Origin of the sequence: uncultured Methanobrevibacter sp. (assembly GCF_902774605.1) — an archaeon.
In the GTDB taxonomy this organism is placed as follows: Archaea; Methanobacteriota; Methanobacteria; order Methanobacteriales; family Methanobacteriaceae; genus Methanocatella.
Map to the genome: position 1 here is coordinate 50215 of NZ_CACYJE010000001.1, position 25615 is coordinate 75829.

The 25615-nt window shown below is 41.0% G+C and carries 21 protein-coding genes; 15 read left to right on the forward strand and 6 right to left on the reverse strand.

Features of this window, described 5'->3' with window-relative positions; genetic code table 11:
- Positions 1 to 28 precede the first annotated feature (28 nt).
- The 12 genes from QZU77_RS00225 (at position 29) to QZU77_RS00280 (ending at position 18499) form a co-directional block, all read left to right on the forward strand.
- Positions 29 to 5002 carry a hypothetical protein gene (locus QZU77_RS00225; RefSeq protein ID WP_295598222.1) on the forward strand — a complete coding sequence of 1658 codons (4974 nt, stop codon included), beginning with the start codon at positions 29 to 31 and terminating at the stop codon, positions 5000 to 5002.
- A gap of 277 nt (positions 5003 to 5279) precedes the next feature.
- Positions 5280 to 6929 (forward strand): dihydroxy-acid dehydratase, encoded by a 1650-nt coding sequence (ilvD, locus tag QZU77_RS00230; protein WP_295598225.1) that lies wholly within the window; start codon positions 5280 to 5282, stop codon positions 6927 to 6929.
- A gap of 10 nt (positions 6930 to 6939) precedes the next feature.
- Positions 6940 to 8217: a histidinol dehydrogenase gene (gene hisD / locus QZU77_RS00235; protein WP_295598228.1), complete on the forward strand. Its 1278-nt coding sequence runs from the start codon at positions 6940 to 6942 to the stop codon at positions 8215 to 8217.
- Entirely contained in the window at positions 8218 to 8760 is a 543-nt protein-coding gene (locus tag QZU77_RS00240; protein WP_295598231.1) for a DapH/DapD/GlmU-related protein, read from the forward strand.
- A 662-nt stretch (positions 8761 to 9422) separates the two neighbouring features.
- The gene (gene aspS, locus QZU77_RS00245) at positions 9423 to 10742 is read left to right on the forward strand and encodes an aspartate--tRNA(Asn) ligase (protein WP_295598234.1); all 1320 of its coding nucleotides are present in this window, start codon (positions 9423 to 9425) and stop codon (positions 10740 to 10742) included.
- A 6-nt stretch (positions 10743 to 10748) separates the two neighbouring features.
- Positions 10749 to 11948 (forward strand): aminoacetone oxidase family FAD-binding enzyme, encoded by a 1200-nt coding sequence (locus tag QZU77_RS00250; protein WP_295598237.1) that lies wholly within the window; start codon positions 10749 to 10751, stop codon positions 11946 to 11948.
- Between the two features lie 664 nt (positions 11949 to 12612).
- Entirely contained in the window at positions 12613 to 13242 is a 630-nt protein-coding gene (locus QZU77_RS00255; protein ID WP_295598242.1) for a cobalt-precorrin-8 methylmutase, read from the forward strand.
- A 10-nt stretch (positions 13243 to 13252) separates the two neighbouring features.
- The gene (hemL, locus tag QZU77_RS00260; protein ID WP_295598245.1) at positions 13253 to 14527 is read left to right on the forward strand and encodes a glutamate-1-semialdehyde 2,1-aminomutase; all 1275 of its coding nucleotides are present in this window, start codon (positions 13253 to 13255) and stop codon (positions 14525 to 14527) included.
- Between the two features lie 5 nt (positions 14528 to 14532).
- Positions 14533 to 14958, forward strand: coding sequence for a signal peptidase I (locus tag QZU77_RS00265; RefSeq protein WP_295598248.1), 426 nt, complete (start codon positions 14533 to 14535; stop codon positions 14956 to 14958).
- A 16-nt stretch (positions 14959 to 14974) separates the two neighbouring features.
- Positions 14975 to 16675: an arginine--tRNA ligase gene (gene argS, locus QZU77_RS00270; RefSeq protein ID WP_295598251.1), complete on the forward strand. Its 1701-nt coding sequence runs from the start codon at positions 14975 to 14977 to the stop codon at positions 16673 to 16675.
- Between the two features lie 185 nt (positions 16676 to 16860).
- Positions 16861 to 17880 carry an XRE family transcriptional regulator gene (locus QZU77_RS00275; RefSeq protein WP_295598254.1) on the forward strand — a complete coding sequence of 340 codons (1020 nt, stop codon included), beginning with the start codon at positions 16861 to 16863 and terminating at the stop codon, positions 17878 to 17880.
- Between the two features lie 13 nt (positions 17881 to 17893).
- Positions 17894 to 18499 (forward strand): hypothetical protein, encoded by a 606-nt coding sequence (locus QZU77_RS00280; protein ID WP_295598257.1) that lies wholly within the window; start codon positions 17894 to 17896, stop codon positions 18497 to 18499.
- Positions 18500 to 18503: 4 nt separating this feature from the next.
- On the opposite strand, the gene QZU77_RS00285 is transcribed toward QZU77_RS00280, so the two are convergent.
- The 4 genes from QZU77_RS00285 to QZU77_RS00300 all read right to left on the reverse strand — a co-directional run bounded on the left by QZU77_RS00285 (position 18504) and on the right by QZU77_RS00300 (position 21572).
- Positions 18504 to 19037 (reverse strand): nitroreductase, encoded by a 534-nt coding sequence (locus QZU77_RS00285; RefSeq protein WP_295598260.1) that lies wholly within the window; start codon positions 19035 to 19037, stop codon positions 18504 to 18506.
- The gene (locus tag QZU77_RS00290; RefSeq protein WP_295598263.1) at positions 19034 to 19450 is read right to left on the reverse strand and encodes a MarR family winged helix-turn-helix transcriptional regulator; all 417 of its coding nucleotides are present in this window, start codon (positions 19448 to 19450) and stop codon (positions 19034 to 19036) included. The genes QZU77_RS00285 and QZU77_RS00290 overlap by 4 nt, the downstream gene beginning before the upstream one ends.
- Positions 19440 to 20810 (reverse strand): MATE family efflux transporter, encoded by a 1371-nt coding sequence (locus tag QZU77_RS00295; RefSeq protein WP_295598266.1) that lies wholly within the window; start codon positions 20808 to 20810, stop codon positions 19440 to 19442. Before QZU77_RS00295 ends, QZU77_RS00290 begins: the two co-directional genes overlap by 11 nt.
- Positions 20811 to 20918: 108 nt before the next feature.
- Positions 20919 to 21572, reverse strand: a complete 654-nt coding sequence (locus QZU77_RS00300) for an Ig-like domain-containing protein (RefSeq protein WP_295598269.1) — start codon at positions 21570 to 21572, stop codon at positions 20919 to 20921.
- A gap of 169 nt (positions 21573 to 21741) precedes the next feature.
- Between QZU77_RS00300 and purD the strand changes: the two genes are divergently transcribed.
- The 3 genes from purD (at position 21742) to argF (ending at position 24992) form a co-directional block, all read left to right on the forward strand.
- Positions 21742 to 23052 carry a phosphoribosylamine--glycine ligase gene (purD, locus tag QZU77_RS00305; protein ID WP_295598273.1) on the forward strand — a complete coding sequence of 437 codons (1311 nt, stop codon included), beginning with the start codon at positions 21742 to 21744 and terminating at the stop codon, positions 23050 to 23052.
- Positions 23053 to 23322: 270 nt separating this feature from the next.
- Complete coding sequence (locus QZU77_RS00310) at positions 23323 to 23919, forward strand: TMEM175 family protein (protein ID WP_295598276.1); 597 nt, start codon at positions 23323 to 23325, stop codon at positions 23917 to 23919.
- Positions 23920 to 24083: 164 nt separating this feature from the next.
- Complete coding sequence (argF, locus tag QZU77_RS00315; RefSeq protein ID WP_295598323.1) at positions 24084 to 24992, forward strand: ornithine carbamoyltransferase; 909 nt, start codon at positions 24084 to 24086, stop codon at positions 24990 to 24992.
- Here the strand turns inward: argF and QZU77_RS00320 are convergent.
- Both QZU77_RS00320 and QZU77_RS00325 read right to left on the reverse strand, forming a co-directional pair.
- A complete protein-coding gene (locus QZU77_RS00320; protein ID WP_295598279.1) occupies positions 24989 to 25237 on the reverse strand; it encodes a zinc ribbon domain-containing protein in 249 nt (82 codons plus the stop codon). The genes argF and QZU77_RS00320 overlap by 4 nt on opposite strands.
- The gene (locus QZU77_RS00325) at positions 25227 to 25559 is read right to left on the reverse strand and encodes a DUF2085 domain-containing protein (protein ID WP_295598281.1); all 333 of its coding nucleotides are present in this window, start codon (positions 25557 to 25559) and stop codon (positions 25227 to 25229) included. Before QZU77_RS00325 ends, QZU77_RS00320 begins: the two co-directional genes overlap by 11 nt.
- Between the last annotated feature and the right edge of the window lie 56 nt (positions 25560 to 25615).

The window sequence follows — 25615 nt, forward strand, 5'->3', positions numbered from 1 at the left end:
AGTTATTCATAAATATTTGGTTATTGCTTTGTTACTTTCTTTAATATTTTCAGTTAGTGCCGTGGCTGCACAGAAAGATATGACTTTCGAGCAAAGCGATATAAATGATGTTGATACTGAAATATTAACCGTGTCTTCTGAAGACCCAGAGATTAATGCTGTTGAAGTGGAATCTTCAGTTATTAGTGCTGAAGATAATGAAATACTGCAGTCTAGTGGGGAAGACCAATTGGCTGCAGGTGAAGGTAGTTTTTCAGATGTTCAATCTAAAATCGATGGAGCCATAAATGGCAGCACTATATATTTGGATGGGAAAACATATCTTGGTAATGGGAAAAATATAGAAATTAAGAAGAATATAACAATTATTGGTGGATCACAATCCAATCCTGAAGAATTGGCAACATTGGATGCACAAAGTTTGTCCTCTATTATGCATGTCTTCAATAAAACCAATGTAGTTTTAAAATCAATTAAATTTATAAATGGTAAAAGTACAGGTGCAGGAGCAGCTATTAATGCTCAATCTAATCTAACAATTGAAGATTGTCAATTCATCAACAACACTGCTCATGATGGTGGAGCTTTAAATTTGGCTAGTCATATTTATCATATAGTTCGTCATGATGACCCTACTTGGGAGTCATATGGTGATATTTATGAGTATGAAAAATGGTATCATGATGAAATCGAAAATGGTTATTATTATTATGAGGGATATTATCCTTCAAGTCCATATTATCATCCTGAAAAATATTATTATGGGGATCATAGCAGAGATTTATATATCTGTGAACATTTTAAATATAATATAAATAATTGTTATTTCCTTTTAAATAATGCTACAGACAAGGGTGGAGCCATTAGTATACTTACTTTCGGTATAAATATTCCTAATATAGAAAACTGTATTTTCATAAATAACACTGCTCGAGAGGGTGGTGCTATTTATTCAGTTGAAAATTATTTATTGGAACATTCGGATTTTATTAATAATTCTGCTACTAATGATGGTGGTGCAATTTATTCAAATCATATCCATGAATTTGAAGACCAGAATCTTGAAGACTTTTCATATGGGCAGAGTGTGCGTGTAAGCTATTCTTCAAAAATAAGTGATTGTAAATTCACTGATAATTCTGCTACTAATGAGGGAGGAGCAATCAGAGGGTACCTTCGTGATGTATATTATTCTATTTTCACCAATAACAAAGCAAAAAAGGGTGGAGCAGTCTGGTCTACAGTATCAATATACTATTCAAATTTCACTAGAAATTCCGCTACTAACGATGGTGGTGCAGTATATCATGGTTCTTTAAATTATTGTAATTTTATTGATAACACTGCAGTTAGAGGTGGTGCAGGATACTCTACCAGCGCACGTAACAGTAATTTTACAAACAATGTTGCAACTGAAGGAGGAGCACTTTATTCAGATTGGGTCTCTGGATGTAATTTTAATTCGAATAGTGCAGATTATGGTGGAGGAATTTATTATGATACTCGTTATGGGGGGGAGGTTTCAAACAATAATTTCAAAAATAATGTAGCATTGGACGCTTCCACTGCCATTTATATTTCAACTATCTATTCTTTTGATTATATAAAAGGCAATAATTTCAACAGTGATAAAACTGAAATTGTAATTAAAGATGCCATTGATTACAATGGTTTTAACATTGTAATTTTGGACAATCAAACTCTCAATGTCTGTGAAGGTGAAATGAAAATATATGCTACGATATCTAATAATGAAGGAGTTAAATTTTCATTTGAGGAATTCATATTCGTTGTTGGGTCTCATGAAATTGTAACCAAAGTTGTTGACAATTATGCAGAGGTAATGTTCAACGCCACCCCTGAAGATGACGGATCAGTCATTGGTGTAAAAACCACAAGTGCAACCCAGGCTAAAATTTCAACTGCATTCTTAAATGTCTATCCATATGTTGTATATATTGACTTTGACGATGCTCACGGGTATTTGGGTGAAGTTATTCAGGTACCAGTGTATGTTCATGATTCTACAGGTCATCCGGTTTCTGGAAACATTTTCATAAATTATAATGGCAATCATAAGACACTTCCTCTAGACAATGGTAGGGCAACTGTTAGCATGAGTCTACCTAATACTAAACGTACCTTGGATTTAATTGTTGAATATGATGATGTAATCGAAATTCGCAAAGTAAACGTGCTTGACCCGAATGAACCTGCTGCGGTTATTATTGAAATGCCTGAAAGTGAAAATGAATATGTCGGAAGAACAATTACTGTTCCTGTAAATATCCATGATGGAAACGGCACTCAATTAAAAGGTGACATTCATATATTCTATAATGGTATTGAAGAAACAATCACATTAAACAACGGTAAGGCAGATATTGTAATAGCATTGCCGGTTTATGAAACCACTTTCGATTTAGGCGTTTCCTATTGGGGATATAATGCTATTTGCAAAATCAATGTTCATGATTATACTGTTGATACATTTGCTCAAATTGATTTAGCTCACAGCGCTTCCGGAAACATTAATGAAACCATTAAAATACCTGTGAAGGTAGTTGATGAGAATGGCCAACCGTTAACCGGTGATATTCATGTTTCATATTATGGAAAAGAAACAACCATATCCCTAAATTCCACTGGTGAAGCGGAAATAAGCGTTGCATTGCCAGACTATGAAACATCATTTGAATTGATTGTTAATTATAATGGAAATATTAAATCATGCATTGTCGAATCAGTTATTCCTACAGTCCATGAATCCGTTGTAATCAATGTTAATGAATCATATATTGGTTATTTGGGTGAAACATTGACAGTTCCTGTAAAAGTCACTGATAAGGATGGCAATCCAATAACTGGTGATATCCATGTTTCATATAATGGCCATGACATGACTTTAACTCTTGTTGATGGTGAAGCCAATATTGAAATGGCCTTGCCGGCTGCTGAAACTTCATTTGAATTGGTAATTTCATATAAGGGACATATGGAAACTTCATTAATCAATGTAGTTTATCGCGGCGCTCATATTGAAGCGGTAATTACTTTGCCTAATGAAAAAACCGAAAACATAGGCAAGGTTATTCAAATTCCTGTTAAAGTAACTGACAGTGAAGGCAATCCTTTGCAAGGCGATGTGGCAGTTTATTATGCCGGCAATGAATTTACTCAAACATTGGTTAACGGTTCAACAGCTATCGTAATTGACCCTATAAATTACCAAACATCCTTTGAGCTAACCGTAGCTTATCATGCTCAAATGGCGCACTGTTTCGTAAATGTGGTTGATCCGAATAGTCAAACTGTTGATGCTGTCATAACATTGCCTGTGGCTGAATCAGGTCATGTCGGAAAAACCATTGTTATTCCAATTAGCGTATATGACAGTGAAGGTAATCCTTTAAGCGGAGACATAAGCATTTATTACATTGGTTTTGAAACAACAGAAACATTACACAACGGTAACGCTAGCATTGTCATGCTTTTGCCGGATGAGCCAACATCCTACAATTTAACTGTAATGTATAAGGGTGTTTCTAAAAACTGTCTAATCACAGTTAAAGATGCATCTGATGATAGTGAAACCAATGACACTGAAGTGGTCATTGAATTAAATGATGAATATATCGGCCACGCCGGTAAACTGCTCAATATTCCAGTCAGTGTTCATGACGGCAAGGGCAATGCTTTGGAAGGTAAAATTACCATATTGTACAATCATCAAAAGATTGAACATACATTGAATAATGGCGCCACCAATATTTTAATCGCATTGCCAGCTAATCCGACAACCTTTGAATTGGCTGTTGAATATGAGGGCTTGACTAAAATAGCAACAATCAGGGTTATTGATTCAAGCAATCCTATGGGTGACATCACTGAAGTAACCACCAATGGTACTGGATCAATTGTCATCCCAATGCCTAGCGATGCTACTGGCGAAGTTAATGTAACAATCGCTGGTAAAGTCTATCCTGGCAAGATTGTTGACGGTAAAATCATTGTAAACATCACTGATTTGCCAAACGGTACCTACACAGCCACTGTCAACTATTCAGGTGATGAAAACTATTCAGCTTCACAGAAAGTCATTACTATAATCATTAAAGACAGTACAGTGGAAGACCCTAACAGTCCATTGGCTAATGTAACTGAAGCTAAGACCAACGGTGACGGAACCGTTGAAATTCCTTTCCCTAAGGATGCTACAGGGGATGTCATTGTAACTATCGACGGTAAAAACTACACTGGTAAAATTATTGATGGCAAGGTTGTTTTGGATATTGCTGATTTGCCTGCTGGAAACTACACATCAATCGTCTATTATCCTGGTGACGGAAACTATTCAAGCACAATCAAAACTATTGTGATAGTCAAGGATGCTTCTTCAGCTAGCCCGACCAATCCTATGGGCGACACTACTCAGGCCCAAAGCAACGATGACGGATCCATCAATATTCCTTTCCCTAAGGATGCTACAGGTGAAGTATTGGTTGAAATTGACGGTCAAATCTACACTGGCAGGATAGTTGACGGTAAGGTTGTTTTGGATGTTGGAAACATGCCTGCAGGTAACCATAACGCTAATGTTTATTACTTTGGGGACGGCAAGTATGGTGCTTCTTCCAGAACAATGGTATTTATTATCAAGGAAACCACCAACAACAATAACAATCAGAACACTCCTGTAAAACCGCCGGCCGCTGCTAAGAAGGCTTCCAAGATTACAGCTAAGAAGAAAACCTTCAAAAAATCATTAAAGGTTAAAAAATACTCCATTACCTTGAAATCAGGTAAGACTCCAATCAAGAAAGTGCAGGTCACAATCAAGGTTGGCAAAAAGACTTACAAGGCTAAAACAAACGCTAAAGGTAAGGCAACCTTCAAAATCAATAAATTGACCAAGAAGGGCAAGTACAATGCTGTAATCAAGTTCAAGGGCAACAAGTCCTATAAGGCAACAAGCAAGAAAGTTAAAATAACCATTAAATAGGAAATTAATTTTTCCTATTTATTTTTTCTATTTTTTCCATAAAATCAAACACCATTAAAATTGCTTCGAGGTATCATAATTCATGATGATAATCATCAGTCTTTTGTTTTAATCAACTCTACTTTTAAGAATTTTAATTCAATTGATGGGATTTAACAAATTCCAAAAGAACATGCATCAGTGCACATCATGCTTGCATGATTTCTCATTTTTTCAAACATTTTAAAAGCGATTAGTTAAATATATATTAATGATTCGATTAAATTTGTGTGATTAAATGAAAAGTGATAATGTAAAAAAAGGAATTCAAAGAGCACCTCACAGGTCTCTTTTAAGAGCCTGTGGGCTTGACGACGAAGACTTTAAAAAACCATTCATCGGCATCGCAAACAGTTTCACCGACATCGTGCCGGGACACATTCACCTCAAGGAACTTGTCGAATACGTCAAGGAGGGAATAATCGCCGCCGGCGGCATACCATTCGAGTTCGACACCATGGCAGTGTGCGACGGTATCAGCATGAACCATGAGGGAATGAAATACTCCCTTCCTTCACGTGAAATCATTGCGGCCACAGTGGAATCCATGACCAAGGGACATGCCTTTGACGGTCTTGTTTTAATCCCAAGCTGCGACAAGGTGGTTCCGGGAATGATCATGGGTGCGGCAAGAGTGAACGTGCCATCAATCGTCGTGACTGGAGGCCCGATGCAATCAGGCAAATACAATGACAAGCCAGCAGACCTGATTACAGTATTCGAGGCTGTCGGCGCATACTCCGCAGGCAAGATGACTGAGGAGGAAGTTCTTGAACTTGAAAGATGCGCCTGTCCGGGTGCCGGAAGCTGCTCAGGACTCTTCACCGCAAACACCATGGCATGCATAACCGAAACATTCGGATTGTCCCTGCCGACATGCGCAACCACTCATGCAAGAACCGAGGAAAACAATCAAATCGCCTATGAATCAGGCAAACAGATTCTAAAGCTGGTTGAAGATGACATCAAGCCATCAGATATCCTCACACAGGAAGCATTCAACAATGCAATCGCAGTGGACATGGCATTGGGAGGCTCATCCAACACCGCCCTTCACATCCCGGCCATTGCAAGCGAGGTTGAAGGCATTGAAGTGGATTTGGAACTGTTCGATGAGATATCCCGTAACGTTCCTCACATCGCACTGATTTCACCGGCCGGTGAGGATTCAATGATGGACCTTCACATGGCAGGGGGAATACAGGCAGTATTGAAAACCTTAGGGGATAAGATTGACACCGATCAGCTGACAGTAACAGGCAAGACAATCGCTGAAAACCTTGCGGATGTCGAGAACAAGAACACTGAGGTAATCCACACATTAGATAATCCAGTGCATGAGGACGGTGGAATCGCCATACTTAAAGGAAATCTTGCACCGAACGGCAGTGTGGTCAAGAAGGGCGCTGTTGCAGATCATCTCATGCACCTTAAGGGACCGGCAAAGGTCTACAATTCAGAGGAGGATGTCACAAAGGCAATATTTGACCATGAAATCGACGAGGGCGACATTGTTGTAATCCGCTACGAGGGCCCTAAGGGAGGACCGGGAATGCGCGAGATGCTGAACCCAACATCCGCTTTAGCGGGCATGAACATCAAGGATGTGGGACTCATAACCGATGGAAGGTTCTCCGGCGGAACACGCGGACCATGCATCGGTCACGTTTCCCCGGAAGCAAGGGAGAACGGGCCGATTGCTGCAATCAGGAATGGTGACATTATCGAAATCGATATTGAAAACAGGACAATCAATGTGGAATTAACCGATGAGGAAATCCGAGCCAGGCTAGGAGAAGTCGAGCACCCTGAAAGTGATGTGTCCGGCTGGCTTGCATTATACCAGAAGCTCGTTCACTCCGCAGACACCGGAGCCATCTTAAGGTAGGGTTATAATCATGGATATTTTAAAATACTCACAGATTGACTTGGAAGAAACAATCAAAAGATCAGAACAGGACGTGAACAATGTACTGGGCACGGTATCCGAGATTCTGGAAAATGTTCGCATGAACAGGGATGCGGCTGTTTGCCAGTACACTGAGAAATTCGATGGCGTAGTGATAGATGACTTGAAAGTATCCGAGAGCGAGATTGAAGAGGCCTATAAGACCCTGGATGATGAACTCCTCGCAGCGCTTAAGCAGGCTGCGGATAATATTCAAAGGTTTCATGAAAAGCAAATCCCCCAAGACTGGGAAATGGAAGTGAACCCTGGAGTGGTTGCAGGCCAGATTGTCAGGCCAATCAACTCCGCAGGATGCTACATACCGGGTGGAAGGGCAGCTTATCCCTCATCAATCCTCATGACAGTGATACCTGCTAAAATTGCCGGTGTCGAAAAGGTGGTGTGCGTCACCCCGCCACAGAAGGACGGCAAAATATTGGATGCCATTCTGGTGGCCGCTGACATTGCCGGTGCGGATGAAATCTATAAGGTCGGCGGTGCGCAGGCTATAGCGGCTCTTGCCTACGGTACTGAATCAATACCGAGAGTGGAGAAAATCGTCGGGCCGGGAAATATTTTCGTAACTGCCGCCAAGAAACTGGTTTACGGTCAGGTGGACATCGAGTTTCCGGCAGGACCGTCCGAGGTCCTGATTTTAGCCGATGAAACCGCAAACCCTGAGTTTCTCGCAACCGACATACTGGCGCAGGCCGAGCATGACCCTAACGCATCATGCTTTTTGGTAACCGGCTGTGAGGAATTGGCAATCAAAACAGATGAATACGTAAAGGAATTGACTGAAGTGGCGCCAAGGCGTGAGATTATAGAGGAGTCATTGTCCAAGAGTGGAAAAATCATTATCACAGACACATTCACCGAGGCGATTCACGTAACAAATGAATACGCCCCTGAGCATTTAATCATATCCACTAAAGACGATGATGAGACATTATCACACATAAACAATGCTGGCTCAATATTCCTTGGAGCATACTCACCTGTGGCCGCTGGGGACTATGGATCAGGTACAAACCACGTTCTGCCTACTGGAGGAGGCGCAAAGATGTATTCCGGCCTGTCCACCGAGGCATTCATCAAAAAGCCGACAGTTCAAAGACTAACCAAAGATGGTCTTAAGGAATTATCAAAGACTTCTGTTCCGATTGCAGAATATGAAGGATTCTATGCCCATGCAAACTCCTTCAAGACAAGATTGAGGGATGATTAGATGGATTTCGAAAGGGTCGACATGGATGACATCACCGAGGAGGAGCTGCAGGAAGCCTTCCGCATGAACCAATTATTGTTCAAGCTCAACCATACAATGCCGATGACACCCGAATACGAAGAGGTCCTGAAGGAGCTTTTCGGTGACAATCTGGGTGAAAACTCACAGGTCATGGCGCCGCTGTCAGGCGCTGCACTGGACAAGCTAAAGATAGGTGACAATGTGTTCATAAACTCCAACTGCCTTGCCATGGCACGTGGAGGCATCACAATCGAGGATGATGTGATGCTTGCGGCCAATGTTCAGCTCTTGTCAAACAACCATGACGAGTACGACAGGAACGTATTATTGTGCAAGCCAATCCACATTAAGAAGGGTGCATGGATAGGAGCAGGGGCAAGCATACTTCCCGGCGTCACAATCGGCGAATACGCGATTGTCGGTGCCGGTGCCATCGTCACCAGGGATGTCGGAGACTATGAGGTGGCGGTCGGGGTTCCCGCAAAGATAGTTAAGACATTGGATAGGGACAAGTTCGAGTAGGTATGTCCGATTAATGGATGTATCCTTTATTTTTTATTTTTCCCTTTAATTTTACAAGTCCGAGGCAATATTGTCAAAACAGATGCTACTAGTTTTAACACTAATTTTTTTGATGTAATGGATGAATTAAAACTTAATTACCTAATTGGAAATGAAATTATGTTATTTGTATTTTATTTCCTCTTTTGAAAGGGAGGTTAAGTGCCTTGTGTGAGATGTTAATCGCACTCGATATTGTCTTGATAACACTTGATGTTATTGTTATATTGAAACACATCAATAACTGATAGAATTGTCTCGTATGACTTATGAATTGTATAATGTTGGTTCGTGATTTTTCAATGCCCATCAGCTGGAAGTTTTGCGTAACTCTTCCCAACATTATTTTTTTTAAATTAATCTCATTTTTTTATCCTTATTTTTAAAAATAAATGTTTTTAATCAGTTTAGTAAACTTTATATATAATGCTAAACTAAATTATATTCGTGAATATGAGTAACTCATATTCAATACTTTCTTTACAAAAGAAAAAAAATTAGGTAATAAATAGTTGTCTAATCTGATGGTAGTTTATAGGTTCCGCCTATAAAACTTAGGCAACACTTTTTTTAGAGATTTAATTTTAATTAATTAATTTTTACAAACCTCGAGGTGAATAAATTTGCAAGGTTTATTGAAAGATTGGAGAAGAACAAACTATGCCAGTGAATGCACTCCTGAAATAGCAGGTAGTGACATTACCGTCATGGGTTGGGTGCACGAAATCCGTGATTTCGGTGGAATCATGTTTGTAATCATTCGTGATGTCACAGGCAGAGTTCAAATCACAGCTCCAAGCAAAAAAGTAGAAGAAAACATAATGGAAGAATTAAGAGAACTCAGAAAGGAATCCGTTGTAGCAATCAAGGGTCTGGTTCAGGAAGGTCCAAAGGCACCTAACGGTGTTGAAATCATTCCTAAGGAAATCAAACTCCTCAACCTGGCTAACCAGCCTTTACCAATGGATCCGACAGAAAAGGTTAAAGCTGGAATCGACACAAGACTCGACTCAAGATTCCTGGACATAAGAAAAGAGAACGTTTCAGCAATATTCAAGATCAAGGGACAAATGTTCCATACAATCCGTGACTACTTCTACGACAACGGATTTTATGAAATCAACACTCCTAAACTCGTGGCATCAGCCACCGAGGGAGGAACAGAACTGTTCCCAATCACATACTTTGAAAAGGAAGCATTCCTCGGCCAATCACCGCAATTGTACAAGCAGATGATGATGGCAAGCGGAATGGATAAGGTATTCGAAATCGGCCAGATATTCAGGGCAGAGGAGCACGATACACTCAGACACTTGAACGAAGCCGTATCAATCGATGCTGAAGTTTCATTCGCTGACGATGAGGATGTAATGAAAGTCCTCAATGACATGCTCATCAATGTTTTAAAGGACGTCAACGAAAAATGCGCAGACGAACTGGCTATCCTGGGCCATGAGCTTGAAGTTCCAACCGGCGACTTCCCGGTCGTAACCTATGATGAGGCCGTGGATATCGTCAACTCCAAGGACGTCAGCATGGAATGGGGAGAAGACCTCTCCCGTGAAGCCGAAAAGGCACTCGGCGACACCATGGGCGGATTCTACTTCCTGACCAGATGGCCTTCTGAAATCAAGCCGTTCTATGTAATGCCTGTTGACGGTGAAGAGCAATACTCCCATGCATTCGACTTAATGTACAACAACCTGGAATTATCCTCCGGTGCGACACGTGTCCACCAATACGATCTCCTGGTTAAACAGATTGAGGAACGCGGACTTAACCCTGCAGGATTCGGAAGTTACTTGAAGGCATTCGAATACGGTATGCCACCGCACGCAGGATGGGGTGTAGGTGCCGACAGGCTGACCATGGTATTGACCGGCGCTGAAAACATCCGTGAATGTGTACTCTTCCCAAGGGACAGACACAGACTAACCCCATAGATGAAAATGGATGAATACGATATAGCTATTATTGGCGGAGGTCCTGCAGGAATCATGGCTGCCATTGCGGCAAGCAGGACTTCCTCTAATGTAATATTGCTTGAAAAGAACCCCTCACTAGGCCGTAAGCTATTGCTGACCGGCGGGGGAAGATGCAACATTACCAATGACAAGCCAATAAAACAGCTATTAACTTTTTTTAACAATAAGAACTTTTTGAAGCACTCTTTTTTCACTTTTACAAATGAGGATCTCTACTCATTGTTTGATTTGGAATTCATGACTGAGGAAAACAACAGGGTTTTCCCGAAATCTGGAAAGTCAGGTGATATCTTAAAAGGTTTATGTGATAAGTTGGATGGTGTAAGTATAACTTATAACTTTGAAGTTAAAAGCATCAAGCCCGGTTTTGTTATAAATGATAAGTTAAAAGCCGAAAAGGTCATCATAGCCACAGGCGGCGTGACCTATCCGCAGACTGGATGCAGTCTCGACAACTACAAATTGACTTCACAGCCATTGACGGATATAAAATACGGATTGGCACCGCTATTGACTGAAAGGGACCTGTCAGGAATTGCCGGTGTGACGCTTCATGATGTGGTTATAAGTTATAAGAAGCACAGGGTTCAGGGCAATGTGCTGTTTTCCCATGTCGGTTTGACCGGGCCTGGAATCATCAACCTGAGCAATGAGATATCCGAAAGTATAAGTTATAACTTATTAGAAGATGACCCTGAAATCGACCTTGAAATAGCCATCGACCTGTGTCCCGAGTTGACACGTGAGGAACTGCATCAAAAGTTCAATAGGGACTTTCAATCCAAGGGAAAGACAAAGCTCAAGAATTACCTGAAGCTCTACCTAACAAACAGCTTCATAGACTATTTCTTAGATGAAATCAGCATTGACGGCGAGACACAACTCTCCAATGTCAACAGGAAAAGCAGGAACAGATTGGTTGAAAACCTGAAAAGATTCGCTTTCAAGATAACAGGCTTCAATGACAAGTTGGCCAAGGTCACTGTTGGAGGCGTTGATCTGAAATACGTCAACCCCAAAACCATGGAATCGACATTGACTCCGGGACTCTACTTTGCTGGGGAGGTATTGGATGTTCACGGGCCGACCGGAGGGTATAATTTAAAGATTGCCTTTTCAACAGGCTACCTTGCCGGATTGTCAGCCAGTGGAAAAGCAGTGTAGTCAATGTTGTCAGTTATTTACTGACTATATTGGTGATTTCAGTGACTATATTTTTATTGATTATTCAATTAATTTAAATTATTTATAAAGTTTGCTATATGATTTAATTCATCGGATTTTCCAGTATTGATTAAAAGTATTTAAATGAATGTTTGAATGATTTTTCTTGAAACATTTTTGTGGATAATGTCAATGTTGTCAATTTTAGACTGACAACATTAGCATTTTCATTGACTATTTTTTTATCAAATAAACAATTAATTATATTAATTTTAATAAGATTAACTTAATTTTAATGAAGTAAAAAATTAATTTTTAATTAAAAGTATATAAAGAAAATTTTTCATGAAAATTTTTGTTAGTAATCATACGAATATTATCAATGTTGTCAATTTTCACTTACATTTGAAACTAAACTAATATTGCTTTAATATTTATTTAACTAATTTTTATATGATTTTTCTATTTATGATGGATTAAATTGTCTTATTTATTTTAATGTTATTTTTAATATATTCATATGCTATTAAAACAAATTATTATTCAATTATTTTGAAATTGAAATTATGCATGACTTCATATGTAAATCGGCATGATGGACATTGAACTGTGAAATTCTTATCAGACAAAATATTTAACATAAATATAATTCAAAAATTACTGTATGACAGACAAAATGTTCATGGGTGCATCAACCAAGCAGGGCCTGGACATTGCTAATAAAAGCAGGGAGATTATCCGTGGCCTTATCGGAGATGATGTTAAAGACTTAAAACCTATAGAAAGAGACATCGTTGAAAGGATTGTTCACTCAACCGCAGATCCTGAATATGCAAAATTGGTAAAGATTAGTTCTGATTTTGTAGATGCAGCTATGACGTCCCTTAAAAATAATGAAACCATTCTAACCGACATCAACATGGTTAAGTATGGAATTACAAGATATGAGGGTGAAGTTGAGTGTTACATCAAAAACGAGGAAGTAGTTAAAATCGCAAAGGAAAACCAGATTACAAGGGCTGCGGCCGCCATGAGGTATGCTGCGGCGAACGATTTTGAAGGCATTGTAGTTTCAGGTAACGCTCCAACTGCTGTTTTTGAAGCCATGGATTTATACGCCAAAGGCGAAATGAATCTCAAGGCAATTGTGGGAGTTCCTGTCGGTTTTGTAGGTGCGGCCGATTCAAAGGAGGCGCTGCATAACTCCAAAATACCGAATGTTATTGTTGAAGGGCCGAAGGGAGGAACACCGATTGCTGTGGCTTGTGTAAATTCATTAATACAACATTTATAGCGTGATTATCATGAATTCAGAAGATTTATTCAATGAATCAAAGAAATATTTCCCCGGTGGGGTCAACTCTCCGGTGAGGGCTTTCAAGCCTTACCCTTTTTTCGTTAAAAGCGCAGGAGGATGCAAGCTCACTGACGCTGACGGGAAAACCTACATTGACCATTGTCTTGCATACGGGCCATTGATACTGGGCCATGCCAATCCTAAAGTGGTCAGGGAAGTTTCCAATCAGCTTACCATGGGCACAGCCTACGGCACACCAACCGAAAATGAGATAACCTTGGCAAAAGAGGTAATTGACAGGATTCCATCCGCTGAGATGGTGAGATTCTGCAACAGTGGAACCGAAGCGACAATGAGTGCAATAAGACTTGCAAGAGGCTTCACCGGCAGGGACAAGATTGTCAAGTTCGAGGGAGCATATCACGGAGCACATGATTACGTGCTTGTCAAGGGAGGTTCCGGTGCCGCAACACTGCCTGACAGTCCAGGAATACCTAAGGACACCACCAAGAACACCTTGTCAGTGCCGTTCAATGATGAGGAAGCGTTGACTGAACTCATTGAAAGGGAAGGTGAGAACATTGCCTGCATCATTATGGAAGTGGTCATGGGCAATGTGGGATGCATCGAGCCTAAGCCAGGATTTTTAGAGTTCATCAGAAAAATCACTGAGGAAAATGGCATCGTATTGATTTTTGATGAGGTTATCACAGGTTTCAGGGCTTCCCGTGGAGGGGCTCAGGAATACTATGGAGTCACACCTGACCTTACAACTCTTGGTAAGATTGTCGGCGGAGGACTGCCTATGGGTGCGTTCTGCGGTAAACGAGAAATCATGGAATTGATTGCTCCGCAGGGACCGGTATATCAGGCAGGCACATTTTCCGGAAACCCCGTGTCTGTTCAGGCGGGAATTTCCACCATGGCTCAATTGGATGATGCGTTCTATAAGGAGATGGAGCGCAAGGGCAAGTACCTCAGGGGCAACATCACCTCAATAATCGACGATGAGGAGTACAACATCCAGCCGGTTGGATTGGCTTCAATGTTCCAGATCTATTTCAACCCGGCTCCGGTCTACAATTACGCTGACGCACAGGAGTCAGACAGGAAGCTGTTCCTCAGATACTTCAAGAGCCTACTGAGGCAGGGCGTGTTCATTCCGCCTTCACAATTCGAATGCAACTTTATTTCAAATGCCCATAGCATGGAGGATCTGCAAAAAACTTCAGATGCCATTGAACTGGCATTGAGGGATGCTTTTAGACAAAGAAGAAGGTAGTTTTTATGGAAATAGATTTTAAAGAGGTTGCAACATACGCAATCATCCTTATTATTGTATTGATTGCTGCACAGCACTTGAACGTTGTTGTTTCAGGCAGTATGGAACCGGCATTCTATAGGGGGGACATTGTCCTTATTCAAAAGGCGGATTTCTTCGGAATCCATGAGTTCGACCCTACCACTGTTGAGGTGGGGGATGTAGTGGTTTATGATGCGGCTTGGTATGACCAGCCGGTGATTCATAGGATTATCAATATTACGGATATTAACGGCACTACGATGTATGTGATTAAGGGTGACAATAACGATCGCCCCGACCCTTATTATGTGAAGGCCGATCAGATACAGGAGAAGGTAGTGACCATTGGAGATAACCTGGTTATTATTCCGAAAATCGGTTATCTTTCCCTCTGGTTGAGAGGATTATAATTATTTAGGTGAGTTAATGTATTTTGAAATTGAAAAACAGGCTATTGATGCCATTAACAAGGCATTGGACCAGTATGATGTAGAAGTAGACAGGGATTTCAGGTTGGACTTCCCGCCTAATCCTAATTTGGGCGACCTTGCAAGTACAATTGCATTTGCCCTGACCAAGAAGCTGAAGACTTCCCCTCCGGAAGTTGCCAAGGACCTCGTGGAGAAGATTGAGGTTCCGGAAATATTCAGCAAGGTTCAGAACTTCGGACCCTATGTTAATTTCTTCATAGATTACGCCAAGTTCTCAAAGCTATTGCTTGAAAAGGTTGATGACAGCTACGGTCAGCTTCCGAAGCATGATGAAAAAATAGTTTTAGAGCACACTTCAGCAAATCCTAACGGACCGTTGCATATTGGGCATATCAGGAACTCCATTTTTGGAGACTCCCTGGCCAGGCTATTGAAACTTGCCGGCAGGGATGTCACAACCCAGTATTATGTCAATGATATGGGTAGGCAAATCGCCATTATCGTTTGCGGCATCACCGAGCTTGGATTGAAGATTGAGGATTATGAGGGCGAAAAGCTTGACCACAAGATTGGCAAGCTATACTTCGATGCCAACAAGGCAGTCGAAGAGGATGAAAATTTGGCAAGTAAGGTAGATGAACTCATCCAGAAATATGAACAGGGTGAAGACGATGAATTAAATAAAATCTTCGAGCAAGTAGTTTCAAGCTGCATCTCTGGAATGAAGGAAACACTTCAAAGAATCAATATAAACCATGATGATTTCGTGTGGGAAGGAAGGTTTGTGAGAAGCGGTGAAGTCGATGATCTTGTAAGCTACATTCAAAGGGAAGGCTTCACCCGTGAAGACGATGTATTATACATTGACCTTACCGATTTCAACATCGAAAAGGAATTTGTCCTGAGAAGGTCAAACGGAACTTCCCTCTACTCAACAAGAGACCTTGCATACCATAAGTACAAGGCCACACTGGGAGACACCGTGCTTGACATACTAGGCTCCGACCACAAGCTGGCCGCAAAGCAAATCAAGGTCATATTCGAGGAAATATTCAGGCAAACAGCACCTGAAGTCATATTCTACGAGTTCATCACACTTCCTGAAGGGTCAATGTCAACCCGTAAGGGCAAGTTCGTGTCAGTTGATGAATTGATTGATGAGGCTGTTTTGCGTGCCCATGATGAAATCAAGTCAAGAAACCCTGACCTTTCAGAAGAGGAAATCGCTCCGATGGCTGAGGAAATAGGTATCGGTGCCGTAAGGTTCTTCATAGCCAAGCTATCCCCTGAAAAGCACTTGACATTCAAGTGGGATGAGGCATTGAGCTTCGAGAGAGGATGCGCATCAATCCAGTACGCACACGCAAGGGCATGCAAGCTCCTTAAAAAATCAGGCAAGGACGTTGACTCCTTAACCGTTAGTGACGACTGGGTGCCTGATGAGGCCGAGCAGGACTTGATTAGACAAATAGCCAAGTTCCCGCAGGTGGTTGAAGACTGTGCAGCCAAGAAAAGGGTTCACAACATCACCCAGTACTGCCAGGACCTGGCCGGCTCATTCAACAAGTTCTACAAGTCCGAACAGGTTATCGGTTCAGACGTTGAAGACACCAGACTGATTCTTGTGGATCGTGCAAAAACCACTATAAGAAACGCATTGGATATCTTAGGAGTTTCTGCACCTGAAAAAATGTAGATGAGTGACTTTAACTCATCCTAATTTTATTTTTTTTAATCATCACAATTTAAACTCTTTTTTTAATAAAATCCATTATTTCAGGAATAATTATTCTAGTATTTATATTTTTGACCTCAAAAACTATGGAAATATTTATAAATATTGATGACAAAATATTAATACAATTGAAAAGGTGGTTATTCATGAATAGTGTGGGTTCAAGATTAAAAAAATTAAGGCAGGAACATGGTTATTCACAAAGGCAAGTTGCAGAATACCTGGAAATCGACCAGAGCAACCTTTCAAAAATAGAAAATGATAAAAGAAATTTAAACCTGGTATTGTCAGAAAAATTACTTGCATTATATAACTGCACTCCGGAATATCTTTTAGGAAAAACGGACAAATACGAAAAACCAAAAATATCATTCAAATCAGCCAGAGACTTGGACTTGAATGTAATATCTCACATCAATAGATTGTCCTCTAATTTAACAATACTTAGAAAGTATGAACCTGGAAAAGCATTTAACAAGTACCCCAAATTAAACATGAATTTTAAACGTAATTGGGGCATTGATGAGTTTTCACCTGTTAACATGTTCAATTTACTCTGCTATAAGATTCCGAACTTAACCATTTCATGGTTTCCAATGAAAAGTGCCGTCAGCGGTTGCTATTTTAAAAAAAATCATGATTCCATAATATTAATTAATTCTTCTCACACAAGAGGGCGCCAAAACTTCACATTAGCCCATGAATTATATCACTTGCTTGAGAATAAGAATCATTTTGTAGTTTGCAGTGAAAAAAATGATGAAGAAAATGAAATAAAAGCCGATGAATTTGCATCCAACTTCTTGTTAAGTGAACCTGCATTATATGATTTCATGGATTCAAATAACATTGAGGAATGGAGCATTCATGACGTGATAAAATGTGAACAGTACTTTCAACTGGATCATCGTAATTTCATTGGAAGATTGTATTCTGAAGGTTTTATAACTGGAGATCAATTTGCTGAATTATCATTTAACATTTTCAATAAAGCGGCAAGTCTGGGATATGATACTTCATTATATGAGCCTAATAAAGATAACCAATATTATTCGGTTGGGCACATGATTCCAATAACTGAAAAACTTTATAATGAAAATAAATTAACAAGAGGTGCAAGGAAGGACATACTACTTGACCTTTTCAGACAGGACATTGTATACTGAAGGAGAGGTTTAATTGGTAGACAAACCTATTTTCTATGATTCGGATGTGTTAATCTGTTTTTTAGCAATTAATCAATCTGATATTTTAAAGAATCTTTTTTCAAAAGTCATAGTTCCCGAACCAGTATACATTGAGTTAATTAACATTACAGTATACCAAAACATCAAGCAAAATCTTAATTTTCTCATACAGGAAAATTTCGTGGAAATTGCAGAAGTGGATTTTGCTTCTCCAGAGGGAAATGTTTATAATATGATTCGCAGGGGATATTGGAGTGATGGCAATGTGATTGGGAGAGGCGTATCAGCTGCAATGGCATTGGCAATTGAGAATAATGGTATTGTGGCAAGTAACAATCTAAGTGATGTTCAAGAAATTTGTGATGATTATGAAATTCCCATTATTACAGCTTCAATAATTCTAGCTTTTTGTTTCGAGTTGAATTTGATGGATAATGAAGAAGTTGAATCTATTTGGCAAAAAATTCTCACTGATACTAAACAAATCATGCCCACTCAAACATTCAGGAAATATTATGATGAACTATTCAAGAATGACTGTAATGTACTGCTTAAGGGCTATGATTTCAAAAAGCACTATTTAAATTCAAAAAAGTAAAGATTTAATCCACATAGTGGATGTAATCTTCTTTTCTAGGCAAAGGTTCCGGCGCTTCCATGTCGGAGTATCCTAAAACTACATGACCGACGCCCTCATAGCTTTCAGGTATTCCCCATTCCTTCAAAAGTCCCTTTCCCTTCTCGGATGAGAACTCATCATATGCCCTGTGAATCCAGCATGATGCAACGCCTATTGCATGTGCGGCATTCACAAGCACTGCCAATACGCTTGAGCCGTCTTCCTTCCAGGTTGGAACCTCGCTGTCGGCTAAAACTATAAGCAATGTTTTTGCACCGTAGAAGGGATCCATGTCTTCCGGCATTTCGGTCGGGAAGTAGCTCCTGTTCCATGCTGAGAATTCCCTGATGGTTTCTGGGTTTTGAATCACAACTATTTTAGGTGACTGCAGCCCCCTTCCGGTTGGAGCGTAGGTTCCGGCCTCAAGGATAGTTTTCAAATCCTCGTCGCTTATCTGTTCGTCTTTGAATTTTCTGATACTTCTTCTGGTCTTAATGTTTTCGATAGTCTCGTTCATATCAATTCCTCACATATTTTTATCAGTGTATTTCTGAAATCATGATATTCGCTGTCTTTCAATGATTTTTTAATTATATTGTCCCATTCATCATCATAGTCCATCACCTTCTGGGCTATTTCGCCACCTTTAGGTGTGACTTTAACGATTTTTTTCCTTTTTTGAGGGGTTTTAGTGATTAAACCTTTCTTTTCAAGCTTTTCAAGGTTTCTTGTCACGGTGCTTTCATTGATGTGCAGGGCTTCAGCCAGTTCCTCCTGGCTTATCCCCTCATTCTTGTATGATTTGACGAGCAATGGGTATAATCCTGAGCTCAATTCAACGTCCCTGAGTTTCATGTTCAGGAATGCCGTTTGCTTCCTGTGCAATAGTGAAACCAGCGGCGAGGTTGGAATGTCCTCATCAAACGCCATGGTCTCGGCTCCTTATAAGCTTGTTGATATAGAGTTCGATGCATGCGTAGCAGATGAGCGATCCGATTCCCCCTCCAAGAAGCATTCCGCAGTATATTCCGAACTCGCCCATTTGGAATGTGAATCCTAGGAGATATGCAAATATTAATACGAGAATGAATTCCCTGAATGTTGTGAGAAGAAAAGATATTGTTCCCTTGCCGACTCCCTGGAAAACGTTACCGGCGCTTGCTCCGAACGGCACGTATAGTATGAACAGGCTCATTATTTGAAGGAACCCTGCAATCAACGGCGCCAGCTTGGCGCTGCTTTGGGAGTATGAGAATATCAGGGCGATTTGGTTAGAGAATACCATCAGGATTATGCACACGATGACTGATGCTATAAGTGCGACCTTGACGGCGTATCTGGCAACAACTCTGAGGTTTTCATATTTTCTTGCCCCGAATGCCACGCCGGCTACGGATATTGCTGCGGTTCCGACTCCTATTGCCGGAAGCATTCCGATGTTGACTATCCTCCATCCTGCAGTATACACTGCCACTGATGTCGGTCCGGACACTATTGTGAGCATATAGTTCACAAAAATGGTTAAAACTGACAATACCAGCTGCTCGAGGCTTGCAGGTATTCCCACCACCAGTATGTCCTTGTACATGCCGAGGTTGTTGTGGAAGTCCTTTCTGTTGTATGAGAGGTAAGTGTCTTTCTTGACGAATATCCAGTAGAACATTACAAGAAGGCTTATGAAGGGTCCGATTGCGGTTGCCCATGCTGCCCCTGCTATTCCCATGTTCAGTGTGTAGATGAATATGGGGTCAAGTATCATGTTGATTATTGCTGCGAGGGCTATCGGAACGGTTGCCCTTTTGATGTCGCCCTCGGCCCTGAATGCTCCTCCGACTATTGGAGGCATCAGGAGGCCGAATGTCCATGCGAATATGATGAATGCGTACTCCATTGCATAGTCAATCACTGATGAGGCACCCATCATCATCAGCAGTGGATTGAGGAATGCTAGAAATAGTATTGTGATGACTATTGACACCACTGCGCTTAATATCAGGTTGTGTATTGCCGCATTGTTTGCTGATGAGCGGTCTTCAGCTCCGATGTATCTGGAAATCAGGGAGTTTCCCCCTGCTCCAAGCCCGTTTCCGAATCCCACCATTATCATGAACAATGGTGTTACATAACCCAGTGCCGCTAGGGGGTCGGGTCCAAGTCCTGCCACCCATATGCTGTCGATGATGTTGTTTGCGAATATCAAGAACATGCTTGCTATTATCGGCACTGACAGCTTGTTTATGGCCTTTTTAGGGTCGCCTGTTATCATTTCAATGTTTTCGTTCTTCTCCATAAGTTAACCTCTCTTGCATATGCAATTATACTCTTGTATATGCAAGTGTTGGCATATAAAGCTATTGATTCTCACAAAAAACCAATTAAAAAAAGAAAAATTGAGGGACTATTGAAGGTTGCCCTCTTCATCAACCATATCTCCGGACTCATAGGCGTTTCTCATGTATTCCGCAGACATTCCATCATTCTGACCGCCGCGTATCACTCCATTGTCATCATAATAGAAATTGTACTGGCTGTCATAGTGCAGATTGCCCTGGGAACTGGAGTTTCCATTATATAATGATGTTCCCGCACTGGAATTGCTCTGGGTAGGCTGGGAGCTGCTTTCGGATTCGGCAGTGTCGCTTGAAGCCGTGTCGGAGGAGGCTCCTTCGCTGACGGTTATTGTCTGCTTGGCGCTGCATCCGTTATATTTCAAGGTTCCGTTATATGATACGATAACATCATAGCTTCCAGGCGCCTCATTGTTCAAGACAAGTGACCCCTTGCCCTCAACATCGGTTATGATTGAATAGGTCTGGTTTTCACCGTTTTCAACGAATGTTATTGTAATGTTCTGGTTATCAAGATGCTGTCCTTTCTCATCGTTAAGTTCAAATTGAATCGCTTCACCGTTTTTTAATGTGGCTTGGCTTAAAAATTTAATCTCAGTATTGAGCATGCCCTCATCATTGTTGCCGTGGTGTGTGAGTGCAAAAGCCCCAACTATCGCAACGATGACGACAACAGCTATGATTATTAGAATGTTCCTTTGCATTGCTATCACCTGATTAAATATCTATTTTCAACATATTTAACATTTGATAAAATGAATTCAAATTAAAATTATGATTGCATGCTGGAAATTTCAACGAAAACCTACGTTTCTAAATTAATTATAAATATTTCCTGAAAACATAGTATTAATATAATAGGAGACTATGATTATGAAGGTTTTAGTTGTTGGAACTGGAGCTCGTGAAAACGCAATAGCAGATGCTTTAAAGGATGATGTTGAACTATACGTTTACATGAGCAAGGTAAACCCTGGAATGAGCAAAATCGCCGAGTACAAGCAAGGCGATGAGGGAGAAGTCGAAAAGGTGGCCGAATACGCTGTGGAAAACGACATTGACATTGCATTCATCGGCCCTGAAGCACCGCTCGGAAAGGGAATAGTTGACGAGCTTGAAAAGAACGGCATAAAATGCGTTGGACCAACCCAAAGTGCGGCACGCATAGAAACAGACAAGTCATTCATGAGGAAACTCTTCGAGGACTATGAAATCGAAGGATCATTAATCTATAAGGTATTCGACAATTCAGAGGATGTTTCAGAATTTTTAGACGAGTTCGACCGTGACGTGGTGGTTAAACCTGTCGGATTGACAGGCGGTAAAGGAGTTAAAATCGTCGGCGACCACTTAAAGGACAATGAGGAAGCAAAAGAATACTCATGCGAAGTAATCGACAATGTCATGGGCGGATTTGCACAAGTAATCATTGAGGAAAGATTGATCGGTGAGGAATTCACAATCCAAGCATTCTGTGACGGAGAACACCTCGCACCGATGCCTGCAGCACAGGACCATCCTCACGCATTTGAAGGCGACGTCGGCGCAATCACCGGAGGAATGGGCTCATACTCCGATGTAGGGGGACTGCTGCCGTTCCTGACTCAGGATGATTATGACAGGGCAGTTGAAATCATGCAGGCAACCATCAAGGCAATCGCAGAGGAAGCAGAACCATACAAAGGTATCTTATATGGCCAGTTCATGCTCACCGCCGACGGACCAAAACTCATAGAGTACAATGCAAGGTTCGGAGACCCTGAAGCCATGAACGTGCTGCCTCTCTTGAAAACACCATTGGCTGAAGTGTGCCAGGCTATCGTTGACGGCACATTGGATAAGGTGGAATTCGAGGACAAGGCAAGCGTGTGCAAGTACATCGTGCCTGACGGATACCCTGAAACAGAACACGCCGGCGAGATTATAGAAGTTGATGAGAAAGCCATCGAGGACATGGGCGCTAAGGTATTCTACGCGGCAGTGTCTGAGGAAGATGATGGCATTCACCTGTCCGGTTCAAGGGCATTGGGCATAGTGGCCAGCGGCGAATCAATCGAGGAAGCTGAAAAAGTGGCTGAAAAGGCATGTGACTTCGTCAAGGGTAACGTTTACCACAGAAGAGACGTCGGAACAGCCGAACTTGTAGGCAAGCGCGTTGAACATATGAAAGAAATTCTAAACTAGAAATTTCTTTTAAACCCTTCTTTTTTTTCAGGTGATAGCATCACTCAGAAAGACTTTGAGGAATCCGAAGAGTTTGAAGAATTAAAACATCAAATAAGTAAACAATTTCAGGAATTAAGCAAATACGCTGACAGTGAAACTCTAGCGAAAATCGAAGACCTTAAAAAAGACATTGCTGAAAAATACTCTCATGACCCTAAGTTCGATAAGAAAGTCGATGAGGTTAAGACAAGCTTCTATCAGCGTTTCAAAGAATCGCTCGAACGGGACATGGACATTGACCCTGGAAGGCTTCTGGGATTGACTGACGGCATTTTTGGAATGGTAATGACTCTCCTGGTGTTCGGTATGGCATTGCCTGAAATAAAGATATTGACCTATGGGGATTTCATCGGATTCATACACTCCATCGCCCCAACTTTCGGAGTCACCATAGTCAGCTTCATCCTGGTCAGTTCATTTTGGGTTTATCACCATGAGTTCATCAAGATTAATAATCTGAACATGCCTTACCTATGGATAAACATACTGTTTTTAGCAAGCATTTCATTCATACCATTCTCCACCACTATTATAGGCACATATTCCCATTTCTTCCTGTCTGAAGTGATTTTCGGGATAAACATATTCCTGACACTGTTACTGTTCATGATTATGTACACATACGCCTACCGTAGGGGATTTTTGGAAAACAAGCCTTCCAAAGAGGAGAATATGTATGTCTTCAACACTCTTGTAATCATCATGGTCCTGACTGTTGCGGTCAATCTTTTGGATTTCAAAGTGTCCAACAATTTCATTTACCTCTTCCTGTTGGTTCCGGTAATATCCACAATCAGAGATATCAACTTTAAAATGAAATCATGAATGTTGTTTTTTGGAAATATTGGCGAACATCATGTTTTCATTATTTATTTTTCTTATAGTATTTGATTATTCAAGGTTTGTTTGCTGAGAACCTTATGGAAACATTTAATATATATAAATAAGAAATATTTATTTTTATTATGATTATTTAGGGGAATTAAATGATGGGCAGTTTATTATCAGTTAGCGATATTAAGGATGATGTGAAATATATTCTGGATTTGGCCGGCAAAATCAAGGCGGGCGAAATCGAGGAAAAACCTCTCAAGGACAAGACACTGGCGATGATTTTCCAGAAATCATCAACCCGTACCAGGGTGTCATTCGACGTTGGAATGTACCAGTTGGGAGGCAGGGCGATCTTTCTCTCATCCAATGACTTGCAGATGGGCAGGGGAGAGCCAATATATGATACCGCTAAGGTGTTGAGCCGTTTCGTTGATGGCATAATGATACGCGCCATCAAGCACAGTGATGTTGAGGAACTGGCCGAACACGCTGACGTTCCTGTAATCAGTGGACTCACCGATTACGAGCACCCTTGCCAGGCATTGGCTGACATGCTCACTGTCAAGGAGCATCTGGGCGACTGGACTGGTAAGAAGATTTGCTTTGTCGGTGATGGAAACAACGTTTGCAATTCCCTTTTATTGATTGCTCCATTGCTCGGCATGGACATGTCCGTGGCCTGCCCTAAAGGATATGAGCCCGACGATGAAATTCTGAAAACTGCTAATGAATATGCCGATGAGAACAATACTGAAATCACAGTCACCGATGACATTGGCGTTGCATTGGAAAAGGTTGATGTGGTCTACACTGACGTTTGGGTCAGCATGGGTGATGAGGCTGAAGCGGCTCAAAGGGAAAAGGATTTCGCACCTTTCCAGGTTAATTCAGATTTAATGGGTCTTGCCAATCCGGGAGCTATTTTCATGCATTGCCTTCCGGCCATAAGGGGTCAGGAAGTGACAGCCGAGGTCATTGACGGTCCGCAATCTGTCATCTTTGACGAGGCGGAAAACCGCATGCACGCCCAGAAGGCCGTCTTATATTATTATATGAAGGATTAGAGATGGAATATTGTCCCTAATATTCCGAACACTATAAATATTACAACTATGCAGATGCAGCAGCTCATCAGGTCATTATTGCTCTTGCTTGAGGATGTTGTGGTTGTGCTTCTTGTTTCTTGATGATTTGCTCCGGTGTCTGTGATTACTTCTGCTTTTTTTACTTCTTCAACTAGTCTTTCGCCGCAATTCCTGCAGAACACTGCATTGTCAGGATTGTCTTCACCGCATTTTCTACAATACATTTAAAATCCATCCTATTATTATTTTAAAAAAGATTATTAAACCCACGCCGCCGACGAATCCTGTAGCGAACCTTAAATTATTGGTGCTTTCCCTTGGACCGAAATACTGTGTCAGGCCATCCACGGCCACGGGAATCATAAGTATCATTGATATGAGAAGCATCCTGAAGTCATAGGGGTGCCTGTAAAAGAAGTTAACGATTAGATAAACCGCCAATCCAGTGTAGAATCCTGTGCATCTTGCACATACTGGGAACTGATGGCCTTTGATGAAGAAACTCCTTTCAGGGATTCTGTGGCATAAGTATTTTGTAGGGTTCATATTCTCACACAATTTGCTAACATTAATTTGATTTCAATAATTATATATATTTTTTT